General features: G+C 60.5%; 15 protein-coding genes and 1 pseudogene. 11 read left to right on the top strand and 5 right to left on the bottom strand.

Translation table 11 applies throughout. The features are described 5' to 3' along the window. The first annotated feature begins 2 nt into the window (after window positions 1-2). Window positions 3-788: a hypothetical protein gene (locus FHT97_RS16045; protein ID WP_183863817.1), complete on the top strand. Its 786-nt coding sequence runs from the start codon at window positions 3-5 to the stop codon at window positions 786-788. Then, window positions 785-1,663: an SDR family NAD(P)-dependent oxidoreductase gene (locus FHT97_RS16040; RefSeq protein ID WP_183863582.1), complete on the top strand. Its 879-nt coding sequence runs from the start codon at window positions 785-787 to the stop codon at window positions 1,661-1,663. Before FHT97_RS16045 ends, FHT97_RS16040 begins: the two co-directional genes overlap by 4 nt. A 9-nt stretch (window positions 1,664-1,672) precedes the next feature. Here the strand turns inward: FHT97_RS16040 and ubiG are convergent, their stop codons facing one another. Then, window positions 1,673-2,422, bottom strand: a complete 750-nt coding sequence (ubiG, locus tag FHT97_RS16035) for a bifunctional 2-polyprenyl-6-hydroxyphenol methylase/3-demethylubiquinol 3-O-methyltransferase UbiG (RefSeq protein ID WP_114713909.1) — start codon at window positions 2,420-2,422, stop codon at window positions 1,673-1,675. Window positions 2,423-2,612: 190 nt separating this feature from the next. On the opposite strand from ubiG, the gene FHT97_RS16030 reads away from it, so the two are divergent. After that, the gene (locus FHT97_RS16030) at window positions 2,613-3,611 is read left to right on the top strand and encodes a FecR domain-containing protein (RefSeq protein ID WP_183863581.1); all 999 of its coding nucleotides are present in this window, start codon (window positions 2,613-2,615) and stop codon (window positions 3,609-3,611) included. On the opposite strand, the gene FHT97_RS16025 is transcribed toward FHT97_RS16030, so the two are convergent. From FHT97_RS16025 to FHT97_RS16015, 3 genes and pseudogenes are all read right to left on the bottom strand, one after another. Then, window positions 3,608-5,815, bottom strand: a complete 2,208-nt coding sequence (locus tag FHT97_RS16025) for an adenylate/guanylate cyclase domain-containing protein (RefSeq protein WP_183863579.1) — start codon at window positions 5,813-5,815, stop codon at window positions 3,608-3,610. The two genes, FHT97_RS16030 and FHT97_RS16025, sit on opposite strands and share 4 nt — an antisense overlap. Window positions 5,816-5,982: 167 nt before the next feature. Beyond that, window positions 5,983-7,035, bottom strand: a complete 1,053-nt coding sequence (locus FHT97_RS16020; RefSeq protein ID WP_348649623.1) for a diguanylate cyclase — start codon at window positions 7,033-7,035, stop codon at window positions 5,983-5,985. A gap of 488 nt (window positions 7,036-7,523) precedes the next feature. Next, window positions 7,524-8,819 (bottom strand): annotated as a pseudogene (locus FHT97_RS16015) (chloride channel protein); the annotation flags it as partial. Between the two features lie 43 nt (window positions 8,820-8,862). On the opposite strand from FHT97_RS16015, the gene FHT97_RS16010 reads away from it, so the two are divergent. The 8 genes from FHT97_RS16010 to clpB all read left to right on the top strand — a co-directional run bounded on the left by FHT97_RS16010 (window position 8,863) and on the right by clpB (window position 21,109). Beyond that, window positions 8,863-9,216, top strand: coding sequence for a helix-turn-helix domain-containing protein (locus tag FHT97_RS16010; protein WP_310503127.1), 354 nt, complete (start codon window positions 8,863-8,865; stop codon window positions 9,214-9,216). A gap of 300 nt (window positions 9,217-9,516) precedes the next feature. After that, window positions 9,517-10,791: an aspartate kinase gene (locus FHT97_RS16005; RefSeq protein WP_183863568.1), complete on the top strand. Its 1,275-nt coding sequence runs from the start codon at window positions 9,517-9,519 to the stop codon at window positions 10,789-10,791. Between the two features lie 90 nt (window positions 10,792-10,881). Continuing rightward, window positions 10,882-13,149 carry a phosphoenolpyruvate--protein phosphotransferase gene (gene ptsP, locus FHT97_RS16000; protein WP_183755313.1) on the top strand — a complete coding sequence of 756 codons (2,268 nt, stop codon included), beginning with the start codon at window positions 10,882-10,884 and terminating at the stop codon, window positions 13,147-13,149. A gap of 28 nt (window positions 13,150-13,177) precedes the next feature. Further along, window positions 13,178-14,257, top strand: a complete 1,080-nt coding sequence (prfA, locus tag FHT97_RS15995) for a peptide chain release factor 1 (RefSeq protein ID WP_016556369.1) — start codon at window positions 13,178-13,180, stop codon at window positions 14,255-14,257. Between the two features lie 5 nt (window positions 14,258-14,262). After that, a complete protein-coding gene (gene prmC / locus FHT97_RS15990; RefSeq protein ID WP_183863815.1) occupies window positions 14,263-15,138 on the top strand; it encodes a peptide chain release factor N(5)-glutamine methyltransferase in 876 nt (291 codons plus the stop codon). Between the two features lie 344 nt (window positions 15,139-15,482). Next, window positions 15,483-16,283, top strand: coding sequence for a DUF4167 domain-containing protein (locus FHT97_RS15985; RefSeq protein WP_183863566.1), 801 nt, complete (start codon window positions 15,483-15,485; stop codon window positions 16,281-16,283). A gap of 235 nt (window positions 16,284-16,518) precedes the next feature. Continuing rightward, window positions 16,519-18,171, top strand: a complete 1,653-nt coding sequence (locus FHT97_RS15980) for an arylsulfatase (RefSeq protein WP_183863564.1) — start codon at window positions 16,519-16,521, stop codon at window positions 18,169-18,171. A 334-nt stretch (window positions 18,172-18,505) separates the two neighbouring features. Beyond that, window positions 18,506-21,109 carry an ATP-dependent chaperone ClpB gene (gene clpB, locus FHT97_RS15975; RefSeq protein WP_183863562.1) on the top strand — a complete coding sequence of 868 codons (2,604 nt, stop codon included), beginning with the start codon at window positions 18,506-18,508 and terminating at the stop codon, window positions 21,107-21,109. Window positions 21,110-21,163: 54 nt separating this feature from the next. Here clpB and FHT97_RS15970 read toward each other — a convergent pair whose 3' ends face one another. Continuing rightward, window positions 21,164-23,107 carry a M23 family metallopeptidase gene (locus FHT97_RS15970; RefSeq protein WP_183863560.1) on the bottom strand — a complete coding sequence of 648 codons (1,944 nt, stop codon included), beginning with the start codon at window positions 23,105-23,107 and terminating at the stop codon, window positions 21,164-21,166. Between the last annotated feature and the right edge of the window lie 406 nt (window positions 23,108-23,513).

Genomic DNA, 23,513 nt, shown 5'->3' with positions numbered 1-23,513 from the left:
TGATGCGGGGACGTGCCATCAAGCTTTCGCCATCGCGGCGTCTCGTCGGGGACCTGATGAGGTTTTCGATCGGTGTGCCGCGCGTCACAGTTCAGAGGCAGATGAACCTCGCACCGCTGCAACAGGCGAGAATGGCGCAACAGACCAAGACATCGTGGACGGTGTTGTTTCTGAAAGGCTATGCGCTTCTCAGCCAGGACGTTCCGGAACTGCGGCGCGCGTATGTCAAGTTGCCCAGGCCGCAGCTCTATGAGTATCCGGTCAGTGTTGCCTCTGTTGCGCACGAGCGGGAGCATGACGGCGAGCGGATCGTTCTGCTGAGTACGATGAAGGATCCTGAGCATCAGTCCATCGCGGAAATCGAGGAACACTTCCTTGCAGCCCGATCGAAGCCGATTCATGAGATCAAGGAGTTTCGCAGGGCACTGAAATTTGCCCGCGCGCCGGGCCCTATCCGCTGGCTGCTGATGTGGCTCGGGCTGAACCTTGGACGACAGCGCGGGCGGCGTTTCGGCACATTCCAGCTATCGGTCTATTCGGGCCTCGGAGCAGAATCCTTGAACCCGCTGACGCCGCTGACCACCATTTTCAACTATGGGCCGATTTCCGAAGACGGGACAGTCACGGTCCGCATCCACTACGACCATCGGGTGATGGATGGCGCGAACGTTGCGCGTGCCCTGGTTCGCTTCGAGAGCATCCTGAACGGCGCGATCGCCGATGAGGCCCGAGGCCTGGCTACCAGTGAGGTGATCTCCGGTGAGGTTGCGTCAGGAACGGCATCATGATGGACGAGCAGCGTGAAACATTGCGCCCCGCCGTCGTCGTCGTCGGTGGATCACGGGGCATCGGCCGGGCAATCGCGAAGGTGGCTGCACGAGACGGGACGGTCGTCGTCCTTGTTGCACGGTCGCTGGATGGACTGGCTGCCGCGGCGAGCGATGTGAAAGAGGCGGGCGGCCAGGCATTCACGCTGTCGCTTGACCTTCGTGCAACCGACGCATCGGCACAATTGAAGGAATTCCTAACTTCCAACGGACTGTTTTGTGAGGTGCTGGTCAACAGCGCCGGCTATGGTTTGCGTGGGGCAGCGACGACGCTTCCTATTGCCGACCAGCTCGGCATGGTCGACCTCAACATCCGCGCACTGACGGATATGACGCTGCATTTTCTGCCGGGAATGGTGGCGCGCGGGCGTGGCGGCGTACTCAATCTCGGTTCCATTGCCGGCTTTACTCCCGGTCCGAACATGGCGCTGTACTATGCCAGCAAGGCGTTTGTCCGCTCTTTTTCGGAGGCCTTACATCAAGAGGTCGGATCGACCGGCGTTACGGTGACTTGCGTCGCCCCCGGGCCGGTGGCGACAGAGTTCCTTGAAAGTTCCGGCGCGGGTCGGGCCGCGCTGTTCAAGATCCTGCCGAAGCTCAGCGCCGTCTACGTGGCCGAGCGCGCCTGGCGCGGTTTCAAGTCCGGCCGTCGGCTGGTAGTGCCGGGCCTGTCGGCAAAGCTAGTGGCCTTCGTGGCGTCGTCGCTGCCGTCGGCGGTGAAGGTGCCACTGATCGGTCGTCTGCAACGGCGCAGTCGCGACCTGTGTCCTTGCGGTTCGGGCAAGCCTTTCACGGAGTGTTGCGGCTCGCGACAGGGACGCCGGGCAAGCGCCTGATCGTGGATGTTATGGGCCGGCGCGTTTCGCCAGCAACATGTAGTTCACGTCCATGTCCTTCGACAGATTCCACTGGTTTGACAGCGGATTGAAGAACACGCCTGTGCGGTCGATAATCGTGAGGCCATTTTCCGTGACAGGCTTTTCGATCTCTTCTGGGCGGACCAGCTTCTCGTATTGATGCGTGCCCCGCGGCAGCCACCGCAAGATATTCTCGGCGGCAAAGATGGCGAGTGCGGCCGCCTTCATCGTCCGGTTGATCGTTGCGACGAACATCAAGCCACCGGGGCGAACCATCTTGGCGCAGGTGCTGAGGAAGAAATCGACGTCTGCGACGTGCTCGACGACCTCCATGTTTAGAACGATGTCAAAAGTCTCGCCAGCCTCTGCAAGCTGCTCGGCGGTAACTGCACGGTAGTCAACGGCGACGCCGGAAGCCTTCGCATGCGTCGAGGCAATTCCGATATTCTTTTCAGACGGATCCGCACCGACGACGGTTGCTCCCATCCGTGCGACTGGCTCCGAGAGGAGACCGCCGCCGCAACCGATATCCAGAACGCGAAGCCCTTCAAGCGGCCTTGCGCTGCGAACATCGCGGCCGAAGGTCTCGGCTGCCTTGTCGCGGATATAGGCGAGCCGAACGGGATTGAATTTGTGCAGCGGCCTGAACTTCCCCGTGGGACTCCACCATTCTGCCGCCATTGCCGAGAAGCGGTCCACTTCGTCCTGGTCGATCGTGCTCTTTGCCGCTTCGCTCATATTTCCGTTCCTCGCATTCGTTCTGAGTGAAGTCGGACGAAGTGTCGAGGAAGTCAAGGGCCGGGCGTAGACGCTGCGTCATAAGCAACCCCAAGACGAGGCGAGAAAATGCTCAGCCTACACCAAGAAGATGAGGAGACGTTAAAGTTAACAATATGCTAATATAAAAAAAGTTTGTTGGGGGGCGGTCATGTTTCGCTTCTGTGGTGCTGTCGCTGCAGGTGTCTTTGCTGCGTTGTTTGGCCCGATGACGGCGTTTTCCGCCGAGCCTGTTGGTCAGGCGACATTGATCCGGACCGAGGTCTCGGGCGAGACCGGCCCACTGGTGGTGCGATCGCCTGTTCACAGAGACGAGCGTATAAAAACATCATCCTCGGGTCTTGGGCAGTTCATATTCAAGGATGGGACGAAGCTTGCCGTCGGTGCTGGCTCGACGGTTGTGATCGACAAGTTCGTCTACGATGATTCCGCTTCCGTAAAGCGGCTTTCGATCAAGGCGGCGAAAGGCACGTTCCGGTGGATCAGCGGCAATTCGGCATCGTCCGCCTACTCGATCGTAACTCCGGCAGGGACCATTGGTGTACGTGGTACCGCCTTTGACTTCTACGTTGGACCCAACGGGACGACTGCCATCGTGTTGCTGAGTGGTGCGGCGAGTTTCTGCGGTCCGGGTGGCTGTCGGCAATTGCGTCAGCAGTGCGACTGCGTGGTTGCAACTCGCGGCGGCAGGATGACCGATCCTAGCAAGGTCGACCGTCGTACGCTGCAGACGCTGAGCAATCCACGCGCGCTGCCGTTCCTCTCCGGTGATCAGCAACTTTCCGGCGTGCTCGGCGGCATTCGTACAAGCTGCGGGCTGGCATCCTTGCGACAGGACCGCCAGGATCGACCACAGCCGCAGCGGCAGCAGCAACCGGCTCCGCAAGCCCCCGCGCCGGCGCCACCTCCACCCGCCCCTCAGCCGCCCCATCAGGCACCTCAAGCGCCAGAGCCACAGCAGCAGCCGCCGGACACGCCGGATCCACCCGACAAGCCGGACAAGCCTGACCATCACCACCACCACCATGACCGGGATCACCACGGGCGCGACCACGACGACCGGGATCATCGTGGACGTGGCGGCGACGATAATGATCGAGATCGCGGCGGTCGCTATGGTGGTGGCGGAGGCAGAAGCGGCAACTATTAAGGTTCAAGATGCACCTTGGCCTCGTGCGGTAAGCCGACGCGAGTACCGTCGTGATCGCCGCCGGGACTGTCACGGAAGTGGTCGGCTCGGCGCCCGAGTCGGCTGTAAAATTGAGGCAGTGTCGCGGTTAGCTCCCCCGCCTTTAGTTTGGCGACGTTGAGCATTTTCCGGCTCTCCGCCGAATGAGTGCGGAGCGCTGCAACGAGCGCCGTATGAATGCGCTGCATGTCGCTAAAAGCACTCGAATCTCGAACCCGCTCGCCGCCTACGACAGCGTATAGTCGTGCCCGGCTGCTCTTGCCCTTTAGTCCGAGTAGCCCGGCGTCGAGCAGTGCGAACTGTGCCATTTCGGCAGCGGTGTTCTCCGAAACGAGGATATCGAAGCCAACCTCCTTGCAGGCAGATTCGATGCGCGCTGCGACGTTGACGGCATCACCGACGGCAGAATAGTTGAAGCGTGTCTCCGCTCCCATGTTGCCCACACAGGCAAGCCCCGTGTGAATGCCGATGCCGATGCCCACCTGATAGTCCGGGCCGAAGCCGAAGGCATCCGCCGCGTTAAGGGATGCAAGTGTTTCACGCATGGCAAGGGCCGCGCGAACCGCCTTGGCAGGGTGGTTTGCGACATCCACCGGGGCGTTCCAGAAGGCCATGATCGAGTCGCCGATAAACTTGTCGAGCGTGCCTTCATTGGCGGTCACATGACGGCTGAGGGCATCGAGCAGCGTATTCAGAAAGCGGACGACCTCGGCGGGCTGCAGCCGTTCGCTGAGTTCGGTGAAGCCGCGCACGTCAACGAACATTACCGTCAGTTCGCGGTCATCGCCTCCGAGGCGCATCGCATCGCGGGTGTGCTCGATCCTGTAGAGTAGGGAGGGCGAGAGGTATTGCCCGAAGGCTCGGCGGACTTCGCGCCGCTCGCGGTCGATGACGAGGATGCGAAACGAGGTGGCGGCGAAATGGATGATCGAGCCGGCAATGATCGGAGCCAGCGGATCCAGAAGCAGGCCCCAGGCGGAAAAGGCAAACCAGGAGGCGGCGAGCGCCAGCGCTGTGATACACAGGCCGCACGCGAGTGCCACGGCCGGGCTGACGAAGGTCGTCAGCACGACCAGGATCGTGCCCAGCACGGCAATCGCAAGAATTTCCAATCCGTCCGCCCAGTCCGGTCGGGAGAGAAAGTGACCGGTCAGGATCTGCTCGACGGTCTGGGCGTGCATGGAGACACCCGGAACGTTCTGGCCGAGAGCGGTCGTGCGAATGTCCTGCAGACCGGCGGAGGACGTGCCGACGAAGACGATACTTCCTTCGATCGCAGCGGCGACCTGCGGATCGACACCCTGCGGCGCAAGAATCTTGCCGGCGGAAATATAGCGGTCGGCAATGTCGGGGCTGGTGTAAAGCCACAGTTCCCCACCTGCCGTCACCGGCACGACGAACTCGCCAATCTTGACCGATGTCAGCGTGTCAGGAGCCTCGGGAGCGGCCGCCAGTACATAGGTGGAAGCGCCCTGGGCGACACGCAGGGCCTCGATCGCCAGATTCGGATAGAGTTGTTCGCCGTCCGTCAGAAAGAGAGGGACCTTGCGAACGACTGCGGAGGGATTGCCGGGATTGAGGCTGATGTGGCCGAGACCCGTCGCGTTGATCTGCAACTGCGGGCGGATTGGTGTCGCTGCGTCCAGGCGGGGAGGAGCGTGGAGAGGGCTCTCGCCGGTAAAGGCAAAGCCCGCCTTGACCGGCGGTCGATAATTGCCTTCAGTGGTTAGGCCGAAGCCGAGCACCACCGGACGTCCGGCGATCGCCTCGGCGAAAAGCTCGTCATTGTCGGGCAGCCGGCTCAGCAGGGTCGGATCGACGCCGGCGACATCACGCATGACGCTGCGTGGCGACAGGCGATCTGGCTCGGCGAACAGCACGTCGAAGGCGATCGCAGCTGCGCCCATATCCGACAGCCGCTGCACGAGAAGGGCAAGCCGGTCGCGTGGCCAGGGCCACTGACCGAATTCCTTGAGCGAGGCTTCGTCGATGTCGATGATACGGACCGGCGTCGGCTCGAAGGCGCGCGGCGAAATGCGCTGATACTCGTCGAAGGTAATGTCACGGATTTGCCGCAGAAGCGGCGGATCGCTTGCCCGCAACATCGTGAAGGCCGCGACAATGGCAAGGCCGATGATAACGCCTATTTGCTGCGCACGCGTCATGATCCGATCGAGGCCCTCGCGCCGGAGACCTGGCGGCACAACAGGACCGGAGCAAGCAAGCCTCCGTCAGCGCGTTTCCAGGCAAGTCTAGGCTGCCTTTTTCTGACACACTATGCAATGGCGAAGGCTGTGATGACCACCGCGAGATCCGGCGTCGCACCACGTTGTCAACTGCGATAGAGCATCCAGTCTTTGCGCGCGGCTCCCGAGAGGAACACTACCTTCTCGTTCTGTTCGTCAATCGCTGTCTGAAGAGCCTTTTCAGTGTTCGCCACCAGTTCGGATGCCGTGCCGGCCTGGTGGGTCGTGCTGCAGCCGAAGCGGGCAATAACTTTCGGCATCACACCCTGTCGGCTGTCAAAAGCAACGAGGCAACTTCTCTTCAGTTGATCGGCAATCTTCTGGACCTCCGTCTCCGCGCTCGTCCGGACAATGAGGCCGATCTGCGGCCGGTCAAGCCACGCGGCGAAATCCATCGTCTGAACGGTTTGCGAGACGATAGCGCCAAGGCGTTCGAGGAATGCTTCCTTGAGCCTGAGGAATTCCGCGGTCTCAAAGGGCGTCAGAACCAACAGATTACAAAAAAGAAGCGAAATATCGTCCGGGTAGCGTTCTGCGCCGTAAAGCTCGGCAAGCTTCTTGTGGAATCCGCGCCGGTTGGCAAGCCTCGTGGTCGGATGCGTAAACTTCGTGCGCTCGAATTGCTCCACTTCGTCTGAAATGGCCGCAACTGTTGAGATTTGTGTCGAAACGTTTTCAAGCAACTTGGCACTCTTCGACTGCTGGACCTCGCTCAGTTGGCGAATGGAGCCGAGGTGGGACTGCATCGTCTTCGTGTCCCTTGGGTCGATCGAGGAGATTTTCCCGGTCGCCTGGCCCAGCATGTTCGTGAAGGTCGAGAGCGAGCTTTGGCCTGACTGCAGCGACTCTTTCAAACTGGTCAGTTCGTTTTGGAGGCGGCTTGCGGACTCGTCGTGAATCGATTTGCCGAAATGATGCGGTAGGTAGGTTCGAGCCAACGCCTCGACCTCATGATCCGCAATCGGCTTGCGGAGGCGCGAAAACTTTTCGCGAAGCTCCGGATTGTTGCCGCTGATGACGTCGTACATGAGCTCGTAGTTCGCCGGCGAGGCTTCAATCTCCAGCCGGTTTAACGTCGCGAATACGATATTGTAGATTTCTTTGCGAGCCTGCTGAGCAGGTGGCTTTGTGGGCGGCATTACAACTGCCATGTGCAACGACTTTCGGTGGAAGCGTCACAGGCATCGCACCTGAGACGATGGTCGGACAGGTAAACCTTGAAGAATGCAACGTATCTGATTGTCGCGTCCGATCCCACTTCATGCGGTTCACGTTGTGCCACAGCCCCTTATCGAACAACTTAGGGTAACTGATGGCTAATTAAGAAACTGTGAAGTCAAAACTTGGTATTGGCGCGAGTTGACGACTTCAGCGGGATTGTTTCGGCGATCGGGCGCCTTGAGCGGTACCTCTGCAAAGCGCATCGGAGCCCTAGTGCTTGGACCGGGTGCGCCGGTCCAAACTCCGGCGCCGGATTTAGGGAGAGACTAGGCCGCTTGTTTTCTGGAGTGCGATGGAACTGCATCTTTTCGAGCAGGTAGCAACATCATTCCGGCGGCTCAGGGCCAATTGCCTAGGCGAAAGCCCTCGATGGGTATGCGCGTCAGAACAGGTGGCTGCATCGTGACTATTCGCCGTCTGCCGTCCGTGGCCCGAGAAAGGGTTTTCGCTCGGTCTCTGCCGCCCGCAGGGTGCGGCGAAGGCGCAGCAGGTCCTTCCGCGCAATCAAGCCGTCAAGCTTGGCGGTCTGTGGGTCCACGATCGGGATGCGTCCAGCGTCTGTCGAAAGCATCAGGTCGGCAACGTATCCTGCCGTATCGTCTGGATGAGCCGCAGGGATGGAGGCGTCTGAAACCATGTCGTCAAGGCGCTGGTCGAAAAGCACGGCTTCCTGTTGCCATTGCAACGCCTCGGCACGAGACACAAGCCCTTTGAGGGCGCCTTCCTGGTCGACAATGGGATAAACCCGGTGCGTTCTTGATGTCGTCGCGAAGAACGCGCAGGCCTCGCCGACTGTCATCCTTGCCGAAAGCGTATCGACATCCTTGATCATGATGTCGCGCGCTCGCGTCAATTCGAAAGGATCGATGCCGTATTCCCGCGTGATGTGCTGGCCACGTCTGGCGATCTTTTCCGTGAGGATCGAGCGACGAAGGAGAAGCACGGTCACGGCGTAGGCCGTGACCGTCGCCGCCAAGAGCGGTACCAGCACAGAAATGTCGCCGGTGAGTTCGACGGCGAAGAAGGTTCCCGTCAGCGGCGCCCGCATGGTTCCGCCCATCATCGCGGCCATGCCAAGCAAGGCCCAGAATCCAGGGTCGCCCGGGAGCGCCAGGCCGATTAGCCAGCCGAGAGCACCTCCGAAGATCAATAGTGGCGCAAGCACACCGCCCGAAGTGCCTGAAGACAGAGCCACGAGCCAGATGGCCGACTTCACAAGCAGGATCGCCAACACCGCCGGCGGCAAAAGCGTGTTGTTGAGCAATCCGTCGATAATGTCGTAGCCGACGCCCAGGGCGCGAGGCTCGATCAAGCCACCGAAGCCGATGAACAGTCCGCCGATTGCTGGCCACCACATCCAGTGGATCGGCAGTGCCTCGAAGAGATCTTCGATCTTGTAGAGCAGCGTCGTCAGGAGGCCGGATTGCAGGCCGGCGACGATGCCCATTGCTGCACAAATCCCGATGCCCCACCAGGGAAGGTCCATGTGAAACTGCTTGGGGAAAAGGGGGCCGGCTTCGAAGAGGAAGGGGCGCCAGCAGATCGACACGCAGGCGGCGATGGCAACCGGGATGAAGCTTCGAGGCTTCCATTCGAAAAGCAGCAGTTCGACGGCGAGCATGACTGCGGCAACCGGGGAGCCGAAGATTGCCGTCATGCCGGCCGCCGCACCGGCGACGAGGAGGGTCTTGCGTTCCGCCGACTACGAAGCCTTGTCCAACTTGCGTTATACTTTGCGCCGTTTCATGGACTTCAGCACGTCCGCAGCGCAGGAAGAGGGACTTCCGACACAACAGCATCAGGCGCTGCTCGCAATCAAGGGTCATCGCGGCGAGGATGCGATGACCATCGGAATGCTTGCAGAACGACTGTTGATAGCGCCGCATTCGGCGACGGAACTGGTCGGTCGGCTGGTTAGCGCTGGCTATGTGTCGCGCCGCGCCGATCCGAATGACAAACGGCGGCAAACACTGGAGCTTACTGACAAGGCTGAGGGAGTGTTGAAACGCTTGACCGCCATTCACCTGACCGAGATCAGGGAAATGGCTCCGCAGCTCATCCACATCCTCAAGAGGCTGCAAGACGAGATCGAACCTTAGGGAAGGCACAAAGACCAGGCGTTGCTGGCCGAGGCTGGCAAAAATGCAAACAGGCGTGATGGCATCGGCGCACTCCTTTGACGGTCAGCCCGTCACGCCGGCATTCTCCTTTCGGCACCTTGCCACCCCCCCACAAACTCGCTAAGAGACGCGGCAACTTGGGCCCCGGGGGCGCAAGGCGTTAGAAGGGTTCCAGAAACTCCCAATTCCTGGCTCTTCAGCCGTGCGGCTCCATGCAGGGGGCTCGTGATGCCGGGTCTGGCTTTGGTCTCTCTCGGCACTAGGTCGTGGTAGAGGCATATGGCACGCATCGTAATGAAATTCGGCGGAACCTCCGTCGCTGATCTGGACCGCATCAAGAACGTTGCCCGCCATGTGAAACGTGAAGTCGATGCCGGCCATGAAGTGGCGGTCGTTGTCTCGGCCATGTCCGGCAAGACCAACGAGCTCGTTGGCTGGGTGCAGAACATGCCGAAGGTCGTCGGCGCATATTCCCCGTTTTACGATGCGCGTGAATATGATGCTGTCGTTGCATCAGGCGAGCAGGTGACAGCCGGGCTGTTGGCAATCGCGCTGCAGGCGATGGATATCAATGCGCGCTCCTGGCAGGGTTGGCAGATCGCCATCCGCACGGACAATGCTCACGGTGCTGCCCGCATTCAGGAAATCGATGGTGCAGACATTGTCAACCGCATGGGCGAGGGGCAGGTTGCCGTTATCGCCGGCTTCCAGGGCATCGGTCCGGACAATCGCATCGCGACGCTCGGTCGTGGCGGTTCGGACACCTCTGCCGTTGCCGTTGCTGCGGCACTGAAGGCCGATCGCTGCGACATCTATACCGACGTCGATGGCGTCTACACCACGGACCCGCGCATCGTGCCGCAGGCGCGCCGCCTGAAGAAGATCGCTTTCGAGGAAATGCTCGAAATGGCCTCGCTCGGCGCTAAGGTCCTGCAGGTTCGCTCTGTCGAGCTTGCCATGGTGCACAAGGTCCGTACCTTCGTGCGCTCCTCTTTCGAAGATCCCGATGCTCCGGGCATGGGTGACTTCTTGAATCCGCCCGGAACGCTGATTTGTGACGAGGATGAAATCGTGGAACAGGAAGTAGTCACCGGCATCGCCTATGCCAAGGATGAGGCTCAGATCTCGCTTCGCCGTCTTGCCGACCGGCCGGGCGTTTCCGCCGCGATCTTCGGACCGCTGGCCGAAAGCCACATCAACGTCGACATGATCGTCCAGAACATCTCCGAAGACGGCTCGAAGACCGACATGACTTTCACGGTTCCGTCTGGTGATGTCGACAAGGCGATCAAGGTTCTCGGCGAGAACAAGGAAAAGATCGGCTACGATGTCGTTCAGAACGAATCGGGCCTCGTAAAGGTCTCGGTCATCGGCATCGGTATGCGTAGTCACGCCGGTGTTGCCGCTACCGCGTTCAAGGCGCTGGCCGACAAGGGCATCAACATCAAGGCCATTACGACCTCTGAGATCAAAATTTCCATCCTGATCGACGGTCCTTATGCGGAACTCGCTGTCAGGACTTTGCATTCCTGCTACGGTCTAGATAAGAACTGATTCTGAACAGACTTGCCGCGCGTTCAAGTTGAGAAGTCACGCGGCAATCGGCTGTGTGACTTTGATGTTTGTTTTGGAGCTTGAGACGCAATGAGAGACCTTTCCGGCGGTCCGCGCGTGCTGCTCAAGCGGCTACGCGAGTTGATGGCGGAGCCGCTGGAGCCGCAGGAGCGTCTCGACCGGATCGTTCGCCAGATCGCAGGCAACATGGTGGCGGAGGTTTGCTCCGTCTACGTCCTGCGCGCCGACGGCGTCCTCGAACTCTATGCAACCGAAGGTCTGAAGAAGGAAGCGGTCCACCTGTCCCAACTCAAGATGGGTCAGGGTCTCGTCGGCACGATCGCCGCATCGGCGCAGCCGCTCAATCTTTCCGACGCGCAATCTCATCCCGCCTTCCGCTACCTGCCGGAAACCGGCGAAGAAATCTATCATTCCTTCCTTGGCGTGCCGATCCTGCGCACCGGCCGTTCGCTCGGCGTTCTGGTCGTGCAGAACAAGGCAAGCCGCACCTACCGCGAAGAAGAGCTCGAAGCGCTCGAGACGACCGCGATGGTGCTTGCCGAGATGATCGCCACCGGCGAGCTCAAGAAGATCACCAAGCCTGGTCTCGAACTCGACCTGACACGTTCGGTGACCATCGATGGCGATACCTATAACGAGGGTATTGGCCTCGGCTACGTCGTGCTGCACGAGCCGCGCATTGTCGTTACCAACTTGCTGAACGAGGATTCCGAGAAGGAAATCCGTCGTCTGGGCGAGGCGCTCGGGTCGCTGCGCATCTCGATCGATGACCTTCTGTCGCAGCGCGACGTTTCGATGGAGGGTGAGCACCGCGAGGTACTCGAGACCTATCGGATGTTCGCTCATGACCAGGGATGGGTGCGCAAACTCGAGGAAGCGATCCGTAACGGCCTGACGGCGGAAGCCGCGGTCGAGAAGGTGCAGAGCGACACGAAGGCGCGCATGATCCGCATGACGGATCCCTATCTGCGCGAGCGGATGCACGATTTCGAAGATCTGGCGAACCGGCTACTGCGGCAGCTGACCGGCTATACCGGTCGCACCGCGGGCGATGGTTTCCCGAGCGACGCCATCATCTTGGCGCGCGCGATGGGCGCGGCTGAGCTGTTGGACTATCCGCGCGCCAACGTGCGCGGGCTCGTGCTGGAGGAAGGTGCGGTGACGAGCCATGTGGTGATCGTTGCGCGAGCCATGGGTATTCCTGTCATCGGCCAGGCAGCCGGCGTGGTGGCGCTTGCCGAAAACGGCGATGCCGTGATCATCGATGGGGATGGCGGGCATGTGCATCTTCGCCCGATGCCCGAACACCAGCGTTCGTATGAGGAAAAGGTCCGGTTCCGGGCCCGTCGGCAGGAGCAGTTCCGGGCGCTGCGCTCCGTCGAGCCGCGCACCAAGGACGGGCAGCGCGTGTCCCTGATGATGAATGCCGGGCTGCTGGTTGATCTGCCGCAGCTCTCGGACTCGGGCGCCGAAGGCATCGGACTGTTTCGTACCGAGTTGCAGTTCATGATCGCCTCAACCATGCCGAAGGCGGAAGAACAGGAACTGTTCTATCGCAACGTGCTGAAGCAGGCGGCCGGGCGCGTCGTCACCTTCCGTACGCTCGATATCGGCGGCGATAAGGTCGTTCCCTATTTCCGTGGCCATGAAGAAGAAAATCCGGCGCTTGGCTGGCGGGCGATCCGCCTGTCGCTCGATCGTCCGGGCCTGCTACGCACGCAATTGCGCGCCATGCTGAAGGCAGCGGCCGGTATCGAGCTGAAGCTGATGGTACCGATGGTGACCGAGGTTTCCGAGATCGCCGCGGTCCGTGAGCTTTTGCAGAAGGAAGTTCAACACCTCTCCCGCTTCGGCCACGGTCTGCCGCGCAAGCTGCAGTTCGGCGCGATGCTGGAGGTGCCGGCGCTGCTCTGGCAGCTCGACGAGCTGATGTCGGCGGTCGACTTCGTTTCGGTCGGCTCGAATGACCTCTTCCAGTTTTCGATGGCGGTCGACCGCGGCAACGCACGGGTTTCCGATCGCTTCGATCCGCTTGGCAAGCCGTTCCTCCGGATCCTGCGCGACATCGTACGCGCGGGTGAGCGAAACAACACGCCGGTGACGCTCTGCGGCGAGCTTGCCGGCAAGCCGATCTCGGCAATGGCGCTGCTCGGCATCGGCTTCCGTGCGGTGTCGATGTCGCCGGCGTCGATCGGTCCTGTTAAGGCGATGCTGCTCGGTCTCGATGCCGAGGCGCTGGCAAAAGTGATGAACGAGGCGCTTGACGATACCAAGTCGGCGACCTCGATACGCGAGGTGCTTGCCCACTTCGCCGACGCTCATAATATTCCTCTATAGTTCAAGACAAGCAGAATCGGAGTGAAGGGTGGCGAAGCTTCCCGTTGAAAAGATGCGCGAGCTGGAACGCCGTTTCGGCGAGATCGAAGCGCGCATGTCGGCCGGTCCTTCGGCCGAAGTCTACGTCAAGCTCGCCTCCGAGTATTCCGAGCTGCAGCCTGTCGTCACGAAGATTCGCGCCTACGAGAAGGCGATTGCGGAGCTTGCGGACCTTGAGACCTTGCTGAACGACAAGTCCGTGGACCGCGAAATGCGCGACCTGGCTGAACTGGAGCTGCCCGAAGTTAAGGAGCGGCTGGAGGCGCTGGAGCAGGAAATTCAGATCCTGTTGCTGCCGAAGGATGCAGCCGACGAGAAGAGCGCGATTTTGGAAATCCGCGCCGGCACCGGCGGCTCGGAAGCCGCGCTCTTCGCCGGCGACCTGTTCCGGATGTATGAGCGTTACGCGGCTGCCCATGGCTGGAAGGTAGAAGTCCTGTCGTCGAGCGAAGGCGAAGCGGGTGGCTTCAAGGAAATCATCGCGACGATCACCGGCAAGGGCGTGTTTGCCAAGCTGAAGTTCGAATCCGGCGTCCACCGCGTCCAGCGCGTACCGGAAACGGAAGCGGGAGGCCGTATCCATACCTCGGCCGCGACGGTCGCGGTCTTGCCGGAAGCAGAAGAGATCGACATCGAGATCCGGCCGGAAGACATCCGCATCGACACGATGCGCTCCTCTGGCGCCGGCGGCCAGCACGTCAACACTACGGACTCAGCCGTTCGCATCACCCACCTGCCGACCGGCATTGTTGTCACCAGCTCCGAGAAGTCGCAACACCAGAACCGCGCCAAGGCGATGCAGGTTCTGCGCTCGCGCCTTTATGATGCCGAGCGCCAGCGCGCCGACAGCGAGCGTTCCGCCGACCGCAAAAGCCAAGTCGGCTCCGGCGACCGTTCCGAACGCATCCGTACCTACAACTTCCCACAGGGACGGGTGACGGATCACCGCATCAATCTGACCCTCTACAAACTGGACCGGATGATGGTCGGCGAGATCGACGAGGTGGTCGACGCGTTGATGGCCGACTATCAGGCGAGCCAGTTGGCGCAACTCGGCGAGCAGCAATGAGCGGCATGAGCGGGAAACAGGCCGAGCCTACGGTTTCCCAAATGTTGGTTGAAGCTCGCCGGCGCTTCACCGAAGTCGGAATAGACAGCGCCGCCGCGGATGCCCGCGTCCTTGTCGCAGGGCTGCTTGGACTTTCGACGACTGCCATCGTGACGCGCGGTGGCGAGACCCTGGGCAATGAGCAGGCGACATTGATCGAGCAAGCGATCGAACGCCGGTTGGCGCATGAGCCGGTTCATCGCATTCTCGGCGAACGCGAGTTCTATGGTCTGCCGCTTTCGTTGTCAGCGGAAACCCTCGAGCCAAGGCCCGATACAGAAATTCTCGTCGATACGGTGCTTCCATATCTGCACGATCTTGCAAATACCGAGGGCCGTATCCATATCCTTGACTTGGGAACCGGAACCGGGGCGATATGCCTAGCTCTGTTGAGCGGGTGTCCGGAAGCGTCAGGTGTCGGCAGCGATATATCGGCCGACGCGTTGAGGACGGCAAAATCAAACGCGGAAAGAAACGGATTGCAGGATCGCTTTGAAGCCATACAGTCCAGTTGGTTTGACAGTATCCACGGCACGTTTCATGCGATTGTCTCAAATCCGCCCTATATCGCTTCTAAGGTCGTTCACACTCTCGCTCCCGAAGTGACGAAATTTGATCCCCTTGCCGCACTGGATGGCGGTCGGGATGGGCTTGACGCCTACAGAACCATCGCCAAGGATGCGGCAAGGTTCATAAAGCCGAACGGCGTCGTGGGACTTGAGATCGGCTACGACCAGCGAAACGACGTAACGGACGTTTTCGAGGCTGAAGGCTTCAAGCTTCTGGAATCCGTAAAAGATTACGGCCAGAATGACCGGGCGCTTGTGTTCGCGCTCAAGTGATGCGCGACAACTTAAAGCATCGAACAGGACATTGGTGTCATTGCGAAGAAAAGGCTTGGATTTCCACGGGAAGCAATATAGGTTGACCCCACGCGTTGGAGAGATGGGACAGAACGGTGAGCCGTTCGATACTAGCTCGGCCTCGGGGGTCCGCTCTTTTAAACGAGAGCTTCAAAGGTTGAATACGACCCAATGCGTGAATCAGTCAAACTGACTTGAGAACAAGCGGCAGGTTGGCGCGAAGGCGCAGTATGCTTGCGGCACAAGGGCTCTGAGCCGGTGAACCGGCCACGGCGGTTGATGCCATAACTCCACAACAAACAGAGAATTCAGGTGAACGATCTATGAGGCCAGGACAGCAGAACAAGCGCGGTCGCGGGCGTGGCAATAACAACGGCGGCGGCGGTGGTGGAAATAACAATAACAACAATTTCAACCGCAAGGGCGGCAATCCGCTGACGCGGACATACGACAGCTCCGGCCCAGACGTTAAGATCCGTGGTACCGCGCAGCATATCGCCGAAAAGTATGCGCAGCTCGCTCGCGACGCGCAGAGTTCGGGCGACCGTGTTATCGCCGAAAACTACCTGCAGCACGCTGAGCATTACAACCGCATCATTGCTGCCGCACAGGCGCAGATGCAGGAACGCTTCCAGCGCGACGATCGCAACGACTTTAGTGAAGGCACGGAGCGCGAAGGCGACGACATCGAAGGTGTCGACAACGATGATGTCGTTATCGTTCAGCCGCCGCGCCAGCAACATGAGCATCAGCAGCGCCGTTCGGACGAGCAGCCGCAGCGTCGCCACGAGGAGCAGCCGCGCCGTCATGACGACCAGGCACGCCAGCCGCGGCGCCAGGAACAGCAACCAGCTGCAGCGCCGGTTGAAGCCGTAGCTGCGGCGCCGCAGCCCGAAGTCAACGACGGCAGCGGTCCGCAGCCGGAGATCGAAGGCATTCCGGCAGAGGTCTCGATGGACGAGGAAAGTGCTGCAGGTCAGCCGCGCGAGCGTCAGCCTCGGCGCCGCGCTACCGGCAGCCGTCCGCGCCGTCCGCGTCGCGCTGCAGAAGGTGAGGCTTCCGCTGAGGGCGAAGACGCGGGTTCCAACGACGCCCCGGCTTTGGCCGATGCCGCTTCGGAATAGCCGGATCGTTTCAGCGTTCCGTACTTGTGTAGAAAGGTCGCTCTTCGGAGCGGCCTTTTTTGCATTTGGGATTCGGCTCGCCCTCCCAATCCGGGCTCGGCCGAACGTTAAAGTGCGGCGTATTTACTGTAACGTACTTACGCCTTCGCCGTGGCTGTGTCTGAGTTGAGAGCGCCAATGCATCTCATCACCAGACAACATTGCAAACGTTCACGTTTGACGGGAGACACGCGACATGGCCTGCGACGACGACGTACGAGCAACCTCCTCCGACACCAGCAACCTTACCCGCCGCAACCTGCTGATAGGGTCGACCGCCCTTGCTGCTGGGGCCGTCGCGGTCGCCAGTATGGCGAGTTCCGCCGCAGCCCAGGCACAGACCGCTGCGCCAGCCGGCAAGAAGCCGAACATCCTGGTCATCTTCGGCGATGACATCGGCATCCCGCAGATCAGTGCCTACACGATGGGGCTGATGGGCTACCGCACGCCCAATATCGACCGCATCGCCAGGGAGGGAGCCATCTTTACCGACTCCTATGGCCAGCAGAGCTGCACCGCCGGCCGCGCTTCTTTCATTCTCGGGCAGGAGCCATTTCGTACCGGCTTGCTGACGATCGGCATGCCGGGGGATCCGCATGGTATCCAGGATTGGATGCCGACCATCGCCGATGTGTTGAAGACGCAGGGCTATGCGACCGGCCAGTTCGGCAAGAACCACCTTGGCGACCAGGACCAACACCTGCCGACCAAGCATGGCTTCGATGAGTTCTTCGGCAATCTCTACCACCTCAACGCCGAGGAAGAGCCGGAGGGTTACTTCTACCCGAAGGATCCGGCGTTCCGCCGGCAGTTCGGGCCTCGTGGCGTGATCAAGTCGAGCGCGGATGGGAAGATCGAGGATACTGGTGAGCTCAACACCAAGCGCATGGAAACGATCGACGAGGAGTTCCTGGCTGCCGCCAAGAATTTTATCGACCGCCAAGCCAAGGCGGATAAACCATTCTTCTGCTGGTTCAACTCGACACGCATGCACGTCTTCACGCACCTGAAGGCTGACTCGCTTGGCAAGACCGGGAAGGGCATCCATGCCGATGGCATGGTGGAACACGACGGTCACGTCGGCCAGCTTCTCGACCAGTTGGATCAGCTGGGGATCGCCGAGAACACCATCGTCCTCTACACCACCGACAACGGCGCGGAACTCGCTCTGTGGCCAGATGGCGCAATGACGATGTTCCACGGTGAAAAGGGCACAACATGGGAGGGTGGCTTCCGCATCCCGATGATGGTTCGGTGGCCGGGTGTCGTTAAGCCCGGAACCGAGGTCAACGAGATCGTCACGTTGATGGACTGGATGCCGACTTTTGCAAGCGTTGCCGGAATACCAGACGTCAAGGAGCAGATGAAGGCGGGCTTCAAAGCCGGCACCAAGGACTTCAAGGTGCACCTGGATGGTTATGATCTAGGACCATTGCTAAAGGGCGAAGTTCCAACGGGCCCACGTGACGCAGTGTATTATTTTGACCAGGGCGGCAATCTCAACGCCATTCGCTGGAACGACTGGAAGCTCAGCTTTGCAATCAACAGCGAAGGAAACATCGCCACGGCGACGCGTGAAATACCGGCCTGGGCCAACATCGCAAACCTGCGCATGGATCCCTACGAACGCGGCATGAAGGAGGGGGGCGGGGCCATCGAGTTCCTTGCCCGCAACATGTGGCTGCTCGTTCCCGTGCAAGCCAAGATCAAGGACTTCTTCTCAGATTTTACCCAGTTTCCGTATCAGGAAGGCAGCTCACTGAATGCAAGTGGCATCAACTACGCCTTGCTTCGGCAGCAGGCCGCACTGAAACGGCTGAATGATCTTGAGCGGCTCGCCCCGCAATAACGGGGAGCTATTAGCCCGCGCCGGTGTTGAACACATGCGGCGCGGGCGTTTTCCAGTGATGGATGCGTAAATCACAGCGTAAACTGTCGGCCCTGTTACCACAACGTACTTGGATTCTGCAGAGGCTTCGACGCTACTCCCCCTCGGTCGCACGGCGGCGCGTTTTTCGCGTCATCGCCTCTTTAAACTTTTGAAATCCTCCACCATATCCAGCCCAGGTTCGTCAGCCGCAAATCCCAAACGCGGCCGAACGATGGGCTTGCCGTTTGAGGGAGCTCAATCTCAGTCATCGGCCTGTGCCTTATGAGGGCAGGGCGATTTATGGAGGTACAGTATGAATATCGAAAAATACTCCGAGCGGGTGCGCGGTTTTATTCAGTCCGCCCAGACCTATGCGCTTGCGCAGGGGCACCAGCAATTCACCCCCGAACACGTCCTGAAAGTCCTGCTCGACGACGATCAGGGCATGGCAGCGTCGCTCATCGAGCGCGCCGGCGGTGATCCCAAGGCCGCGCGCCTTGCCAACGACGCCGCACTTGCCAAGCTGCCGAAAGTCTCCGGCGGCAACGGGCAGATCTATCTTGCGCAGCCGCTTGCCAAGGTTCTTTCGACCGCCGAAGAGGCATCGAAGAAAGCCGGCGACAGTTTCGTCACCGTCGAGCGCCTGTTGCAGGCTCTGGCGATCGAGACTTCGGCCTCGACATCCACGACGTTGAAGAACGCCGGGGTGACTGCGCTTGCGCTCAATCAGGTCATCAACGAGATCCGCAAGGGCCGTACTGCCGACAGCTCGAATGCCGAACAGGGCTTCGATTCGCTGAAGAAGTATGCTCGCGATCTGACCAGCGAAGCCCGCGAAGGCAAACTCGATCCCGTCATCGGCCGTGACGACGAAATCCGCCGCACGATCCAGGTTCTGTCGCGCCGCACGAAGAACAATCCGGTGCTGATCGGCGAGCCGGGCGTCGGCAAGACCGCCATCGTCGAAGGCCTTGCGCTGCGCATCGTCAACGGCGACGTGCCCGAGTCTCTCAAGGACAAGAAGCTGATGGCGCTCGATATGGGCGCACTGATTGCTGGCGCCAAATATCGCGGCGAGTTCGAGGAGCGTCTGAAGGCAGTCCTGAATGAGGTGCAGGCCGAAAACGGCGAGATCATCCTCTTCATCGACGAAATGCACACACTTGTCGGCGCCGGCAAGGCGGATGGGGCGATGGACGCCTCCAACCTCCTGAAGCCAGCGCTTGCCCGCGGCGAGTTGCATTGCGTCGGTGCGACCACGCTCGACGAATACCGCAAGCATGTCGAAAAAGATCCGGCTCTTGCCCGCCGCTTCCAGCCTGTCATGGTCGAGGAGCCGACGGTCGAGGACACGATCTCGATTCTGCGCGGTCTCAAGGAAAAATACGAACAGCATCACAAGGTCCGGATCTCGGATTCGGCCCTCGTTGCGGCTGCGACGCTTTCCAACCGCTATATTACCGACCGCTTCTTGCCCGACAAGGCGATCGACCTGATGGATGAAGCCGCTGCGCGGTTGCGCATGCAGGTGGATTCCAAGCCCGAGGAGCTGGACGAACTCGATCGCCGCATCATGCAGCTGAAAATCGAGCGCGAAGCGCTGAAGAAGGAAACCGATACGGCGTCTGCCGACCGGCTGGTGCGGCTTGAAACAGAGCTGACCGGTCTCGAGGAAGAAGCCGATGCGCTGACGGCCCGCTGGCAGGCGGAAAAGCAGAAGCTTGGCCTGGCAGCCGACCTGAAGAAGCAGTTGGACGAAGCCCGCAACGATCTGGCGATCGCCCAGCGCAAGGGCGAGTTCCAGCGCGCCGGCGAACTCACCTACGGCGTTATTCCGGACCTGGAAAAGAAGCTTGGCGAAGCCGAACAGCAGGACAGCGATCGCAGCGCCATGGTGCAGGAGGTCGTGACCCCCGACAACATCGCGCATGTCGTTTCCCGCTGGACAGGTATCCCCGTCGACAAGATGCTGGAAGGCGAACGCGACAAGTTGCTCAGGATGGAAGACGAGCTGGCGAAATCGGTGATCGGCCAAGGCGATGCGGTTCAGGCCGTTTCGCGTGCCGTGCGCCGTGCGCGCGCCGGTCTGCAGGATCCGAACCGGCCGATCGGCTCGTTCATCTTCCTCGGTCCGACCGGCGTCGGCAAGACGGAGCTGACCAAGGCGCTTGCCCGCTTCCTCTTCGACGACGAAACGGCGATGGTGCGCATGGATATGTCCGAGTACATGGAGAAGCACTCCGTGGCCCGGCTCATCGGTGCGCCTCCCGGCTATGTCGGTTACGATGAAGGCGGCGCGCTGACGGAAGCCGTTCGCCGGAGGCCGTATCAGGTTGTCTTGTTCGACGAGATCGAGAAGGCGCATCCCGATGTCTTCAACATCCTGCTGCAGGTTCTGGACGATGGTCGTCTGACCGATGGCCAGGGCCGGACGGTCGATTTCCGCAACACGATGATCATCATGACGTCGAACCTCGGTGCCGAGTATCTGACCCAGCTGAAGGACGGGGACGACAGCGAAGCGGTTCGTGAACAGGTGATGGATGTGGTGCGCGGTCATTTCCGGCCGGAATTCCTGAACCGTATCGATGAGATCATCCTGTTCCACCGCCTGAAGCGCGAGGAAATGGGCGCGATCGTCGATATCCAGTTGAAGCGGCTGGTGGCCCTGCTTGCCGAGCGCAAGATCACGCTCGAACTCGACGACGATGCTCGCAACTGGCTCGCCAACAAGGGTTACGACCCTGTTTATGGCGCACGTCCGCTGAAGCGGGTAATCCAGAAGTACGTTCAGGATCCGCTCGCCGAACAGATCCTCTCGGGCCAGGTGCCTGACGGCTCCACGGTGAAGATCACCAGCGGCACCGACCGGCTATTGTTCCGCACGCGGAATTCCGCGGTCAACGAAGCGGCGTAAGCTCTGGATACCAGGAAGGAAAATGGCGGCCTCGGCCGCCATTTTTGTGGGATGTTATTTGCTTGCTACCTGCGGCGGCGGCTGGTTGCCAAGGAGCGCATCGATGCGCTTCCGCTCGTCCTCGAACTTTGCCAGCGCCCCGCCCTTCAACGACTTGCCGCCCGGCAAGCGCACGCGCAACGGATCGACCTTGGTGCCGTTGACGATCATTTCGTAGTGCAGATGCGGGCCGGTGGATTCACCGGTCGTTCCAACCCAGCCGATCACTTGGCCCTGGCGAACCTTGGCGCCGGGAACGACGCCCTTGGCGATCGCGCTCTGGTGATTGTAGGAGGATTCATAGCCGTTGGCGTGGCGAACGATCGTCTGGTTGCCATAGCCGCCGGAATCCCAGCCGGCCTTCTCTACGGTGCCATTACCGACAGCGATAATCGCCGTGCCGCGCGGGGCGGCCCAATCGACGCCCGTATGCATGCGTGCGAAGCCCAGGATCGGATGCCGTCGCATGCCGAAGCCGGACTTGAATATGCCGTTCGGGACCGGATTGCGCAGCAAAAACTGCCGAATGCTCTTGCCGTCCTGATCGAAGTAGTCGATCGAACCGTCTTCCGGATCCTGGAAGCGGTAGAAGCTGGTCTGCGTGTCGCCGAAGCGAGCGTTCACATAAAGAAGCTCGGAATCTTCCGTTGCCTGGCCGCTGGAATCGGCGACCGAGAAGAAAGCTTCCAACGTATCGGTCGGGCGCAGCTCCGCCTGAAAATCGACGCTGCTCGCCAGCAGCTTGATGATCAGCGCGGTCATGTCCTTCGTCATGCCGTAGGAGAGTGCGGCACGATAGATCCCGTCATATACGCGCGGCAGGTTCTGGTTAGACGGGATCGATGTCGAGCTGTCGTCGAAGGCGGTGGTGACCGCGTCGATCTGCGGCGGTTCGCGGCCGGCAACAAAGCGATCGTGATCGTCGAGTGCCACGGTGACGAGATGACGGGTGCCGCGATAGACGCTGACACGGATGATTTTCGCCTGTTCGCCCCTCTGCAAGATGCCGATGCGCAGCACGTCCCCCTTGGACAGTTCGTCGGATCCGATTAGCGGCGACAAATAGCCGGAGACACCCTTGGCCTGTGGCTCGGGGTAGCCCGAATCCGCCATGGCCTTGGTGATCGACGTATCCTGACGCACCGGAATGATGTCGTCGGCGAACTCTTCCGTCTGCGGCGTGATCGATTCCGGCGCCGAGACCGTCATGTTCTGTTCGAGAACGCGCGCTGTCAGGCCGGTCGCCAGATCGACGTCGTTGTCATCATTGGAGAAACGGCGCGGATCAACATAGTAAAGGGCTGCCACCTGAGCCGCACCGTCGGTCAGGACCGAACCGTTGGAGCGGACGTTCTCCTCGATCTCATCGAGGGTCAGGCCGGCTGCAACCTGAAGATCGGATTTCGTCGTCGGATAAGCCACGGTCTTCAAGCTGACCTCTGACTCGACATCGGAGCCGTAGATCTGCCCGGTGCGAACAGCCGGCTGTGCGTCAGGCTCGTCTGCCGCGAAGATCGTCAGTGGATTGAAGCTTGGATAATCCTCGGTCGCCACGTGGTTGGCGGCAAGCGTCATCTTCACGCGCGCGAAAGGCTGGCGACGGACGACCTCCTTGTCGCCCTCATGGACGACGGTGGAGACCTCCATGATTTTGCGGTCCGACGGCTTGGCGGCGATCGCGGACGCAATCAGCCGACCGCCGCGCGTCACATCTGTATCGTCCACATGGGCGTCGGCATTGATCGTGGCGTAGGCTTCCGCGGGGATCGCCAGCTGCTGGCGCCCGTCGAGTGCCGCAAACAGCGCGACACCCATCAGCACGCTTGAGGTGATGCCGGTGAGGAACGTACCCGAAAGCCAACGTAGTGAAACTTCGCGGCGGTCGGGCGCACGTCTGCCATCGGCGAGAAGCGGCGGCTCGTTGCCGAACGAGCGGATCATCATCTTCTCCGTCATCATGGCAGGTGGATCCGCGTCCTTTCGGTAGGCTTCTTCGGGCAGGTCTGACTGGCGCCGAAAAGTGCATAGTTTAATAATGGAAGTCAAATGGGCCGCGTGCGCGCACGCAAATCATTCGCCCTTGAGATCATCCGATTGTGAAGATGTGAGGGCGAAGGACCTCGTCATCGCGTCCCGCGCTGCTATTTCTGTAAAAATGACCCGGCTATCGGCGCATTCAGAGGGCAGAAAACCCGGCCTCCGAAAATCCGGCTTAGAATTCAATACGATGCAAGAAATCTCGCTTTTTTTGAAAACGGCTGTTGACTTAGAAAAGGGGTAGGATCTATAAGCCCACTCACTGAACGAGGGCGGCGGCGCTGCTGGCGACGAAGTCCTTCGCTCTAGAGATTTCTTTGAGATTGGC

The sequence above is a fragment of the Rhizobium sp. BK399 genome (genome assembly GCF_014194695.1).
In the GTDB taxonomy this organism is placed as follows: domain Bacteria; phylum Pseudomonadota; class Alphaproteobacteria; order Rhizobiales; family Rhizobiaceae; genus Rhizobium.
The sequence above is the reverse complement of the archived record's forward strand: the minus strand, read 5'-3'. Positions and strand labels throughout refer to the sequence as shown.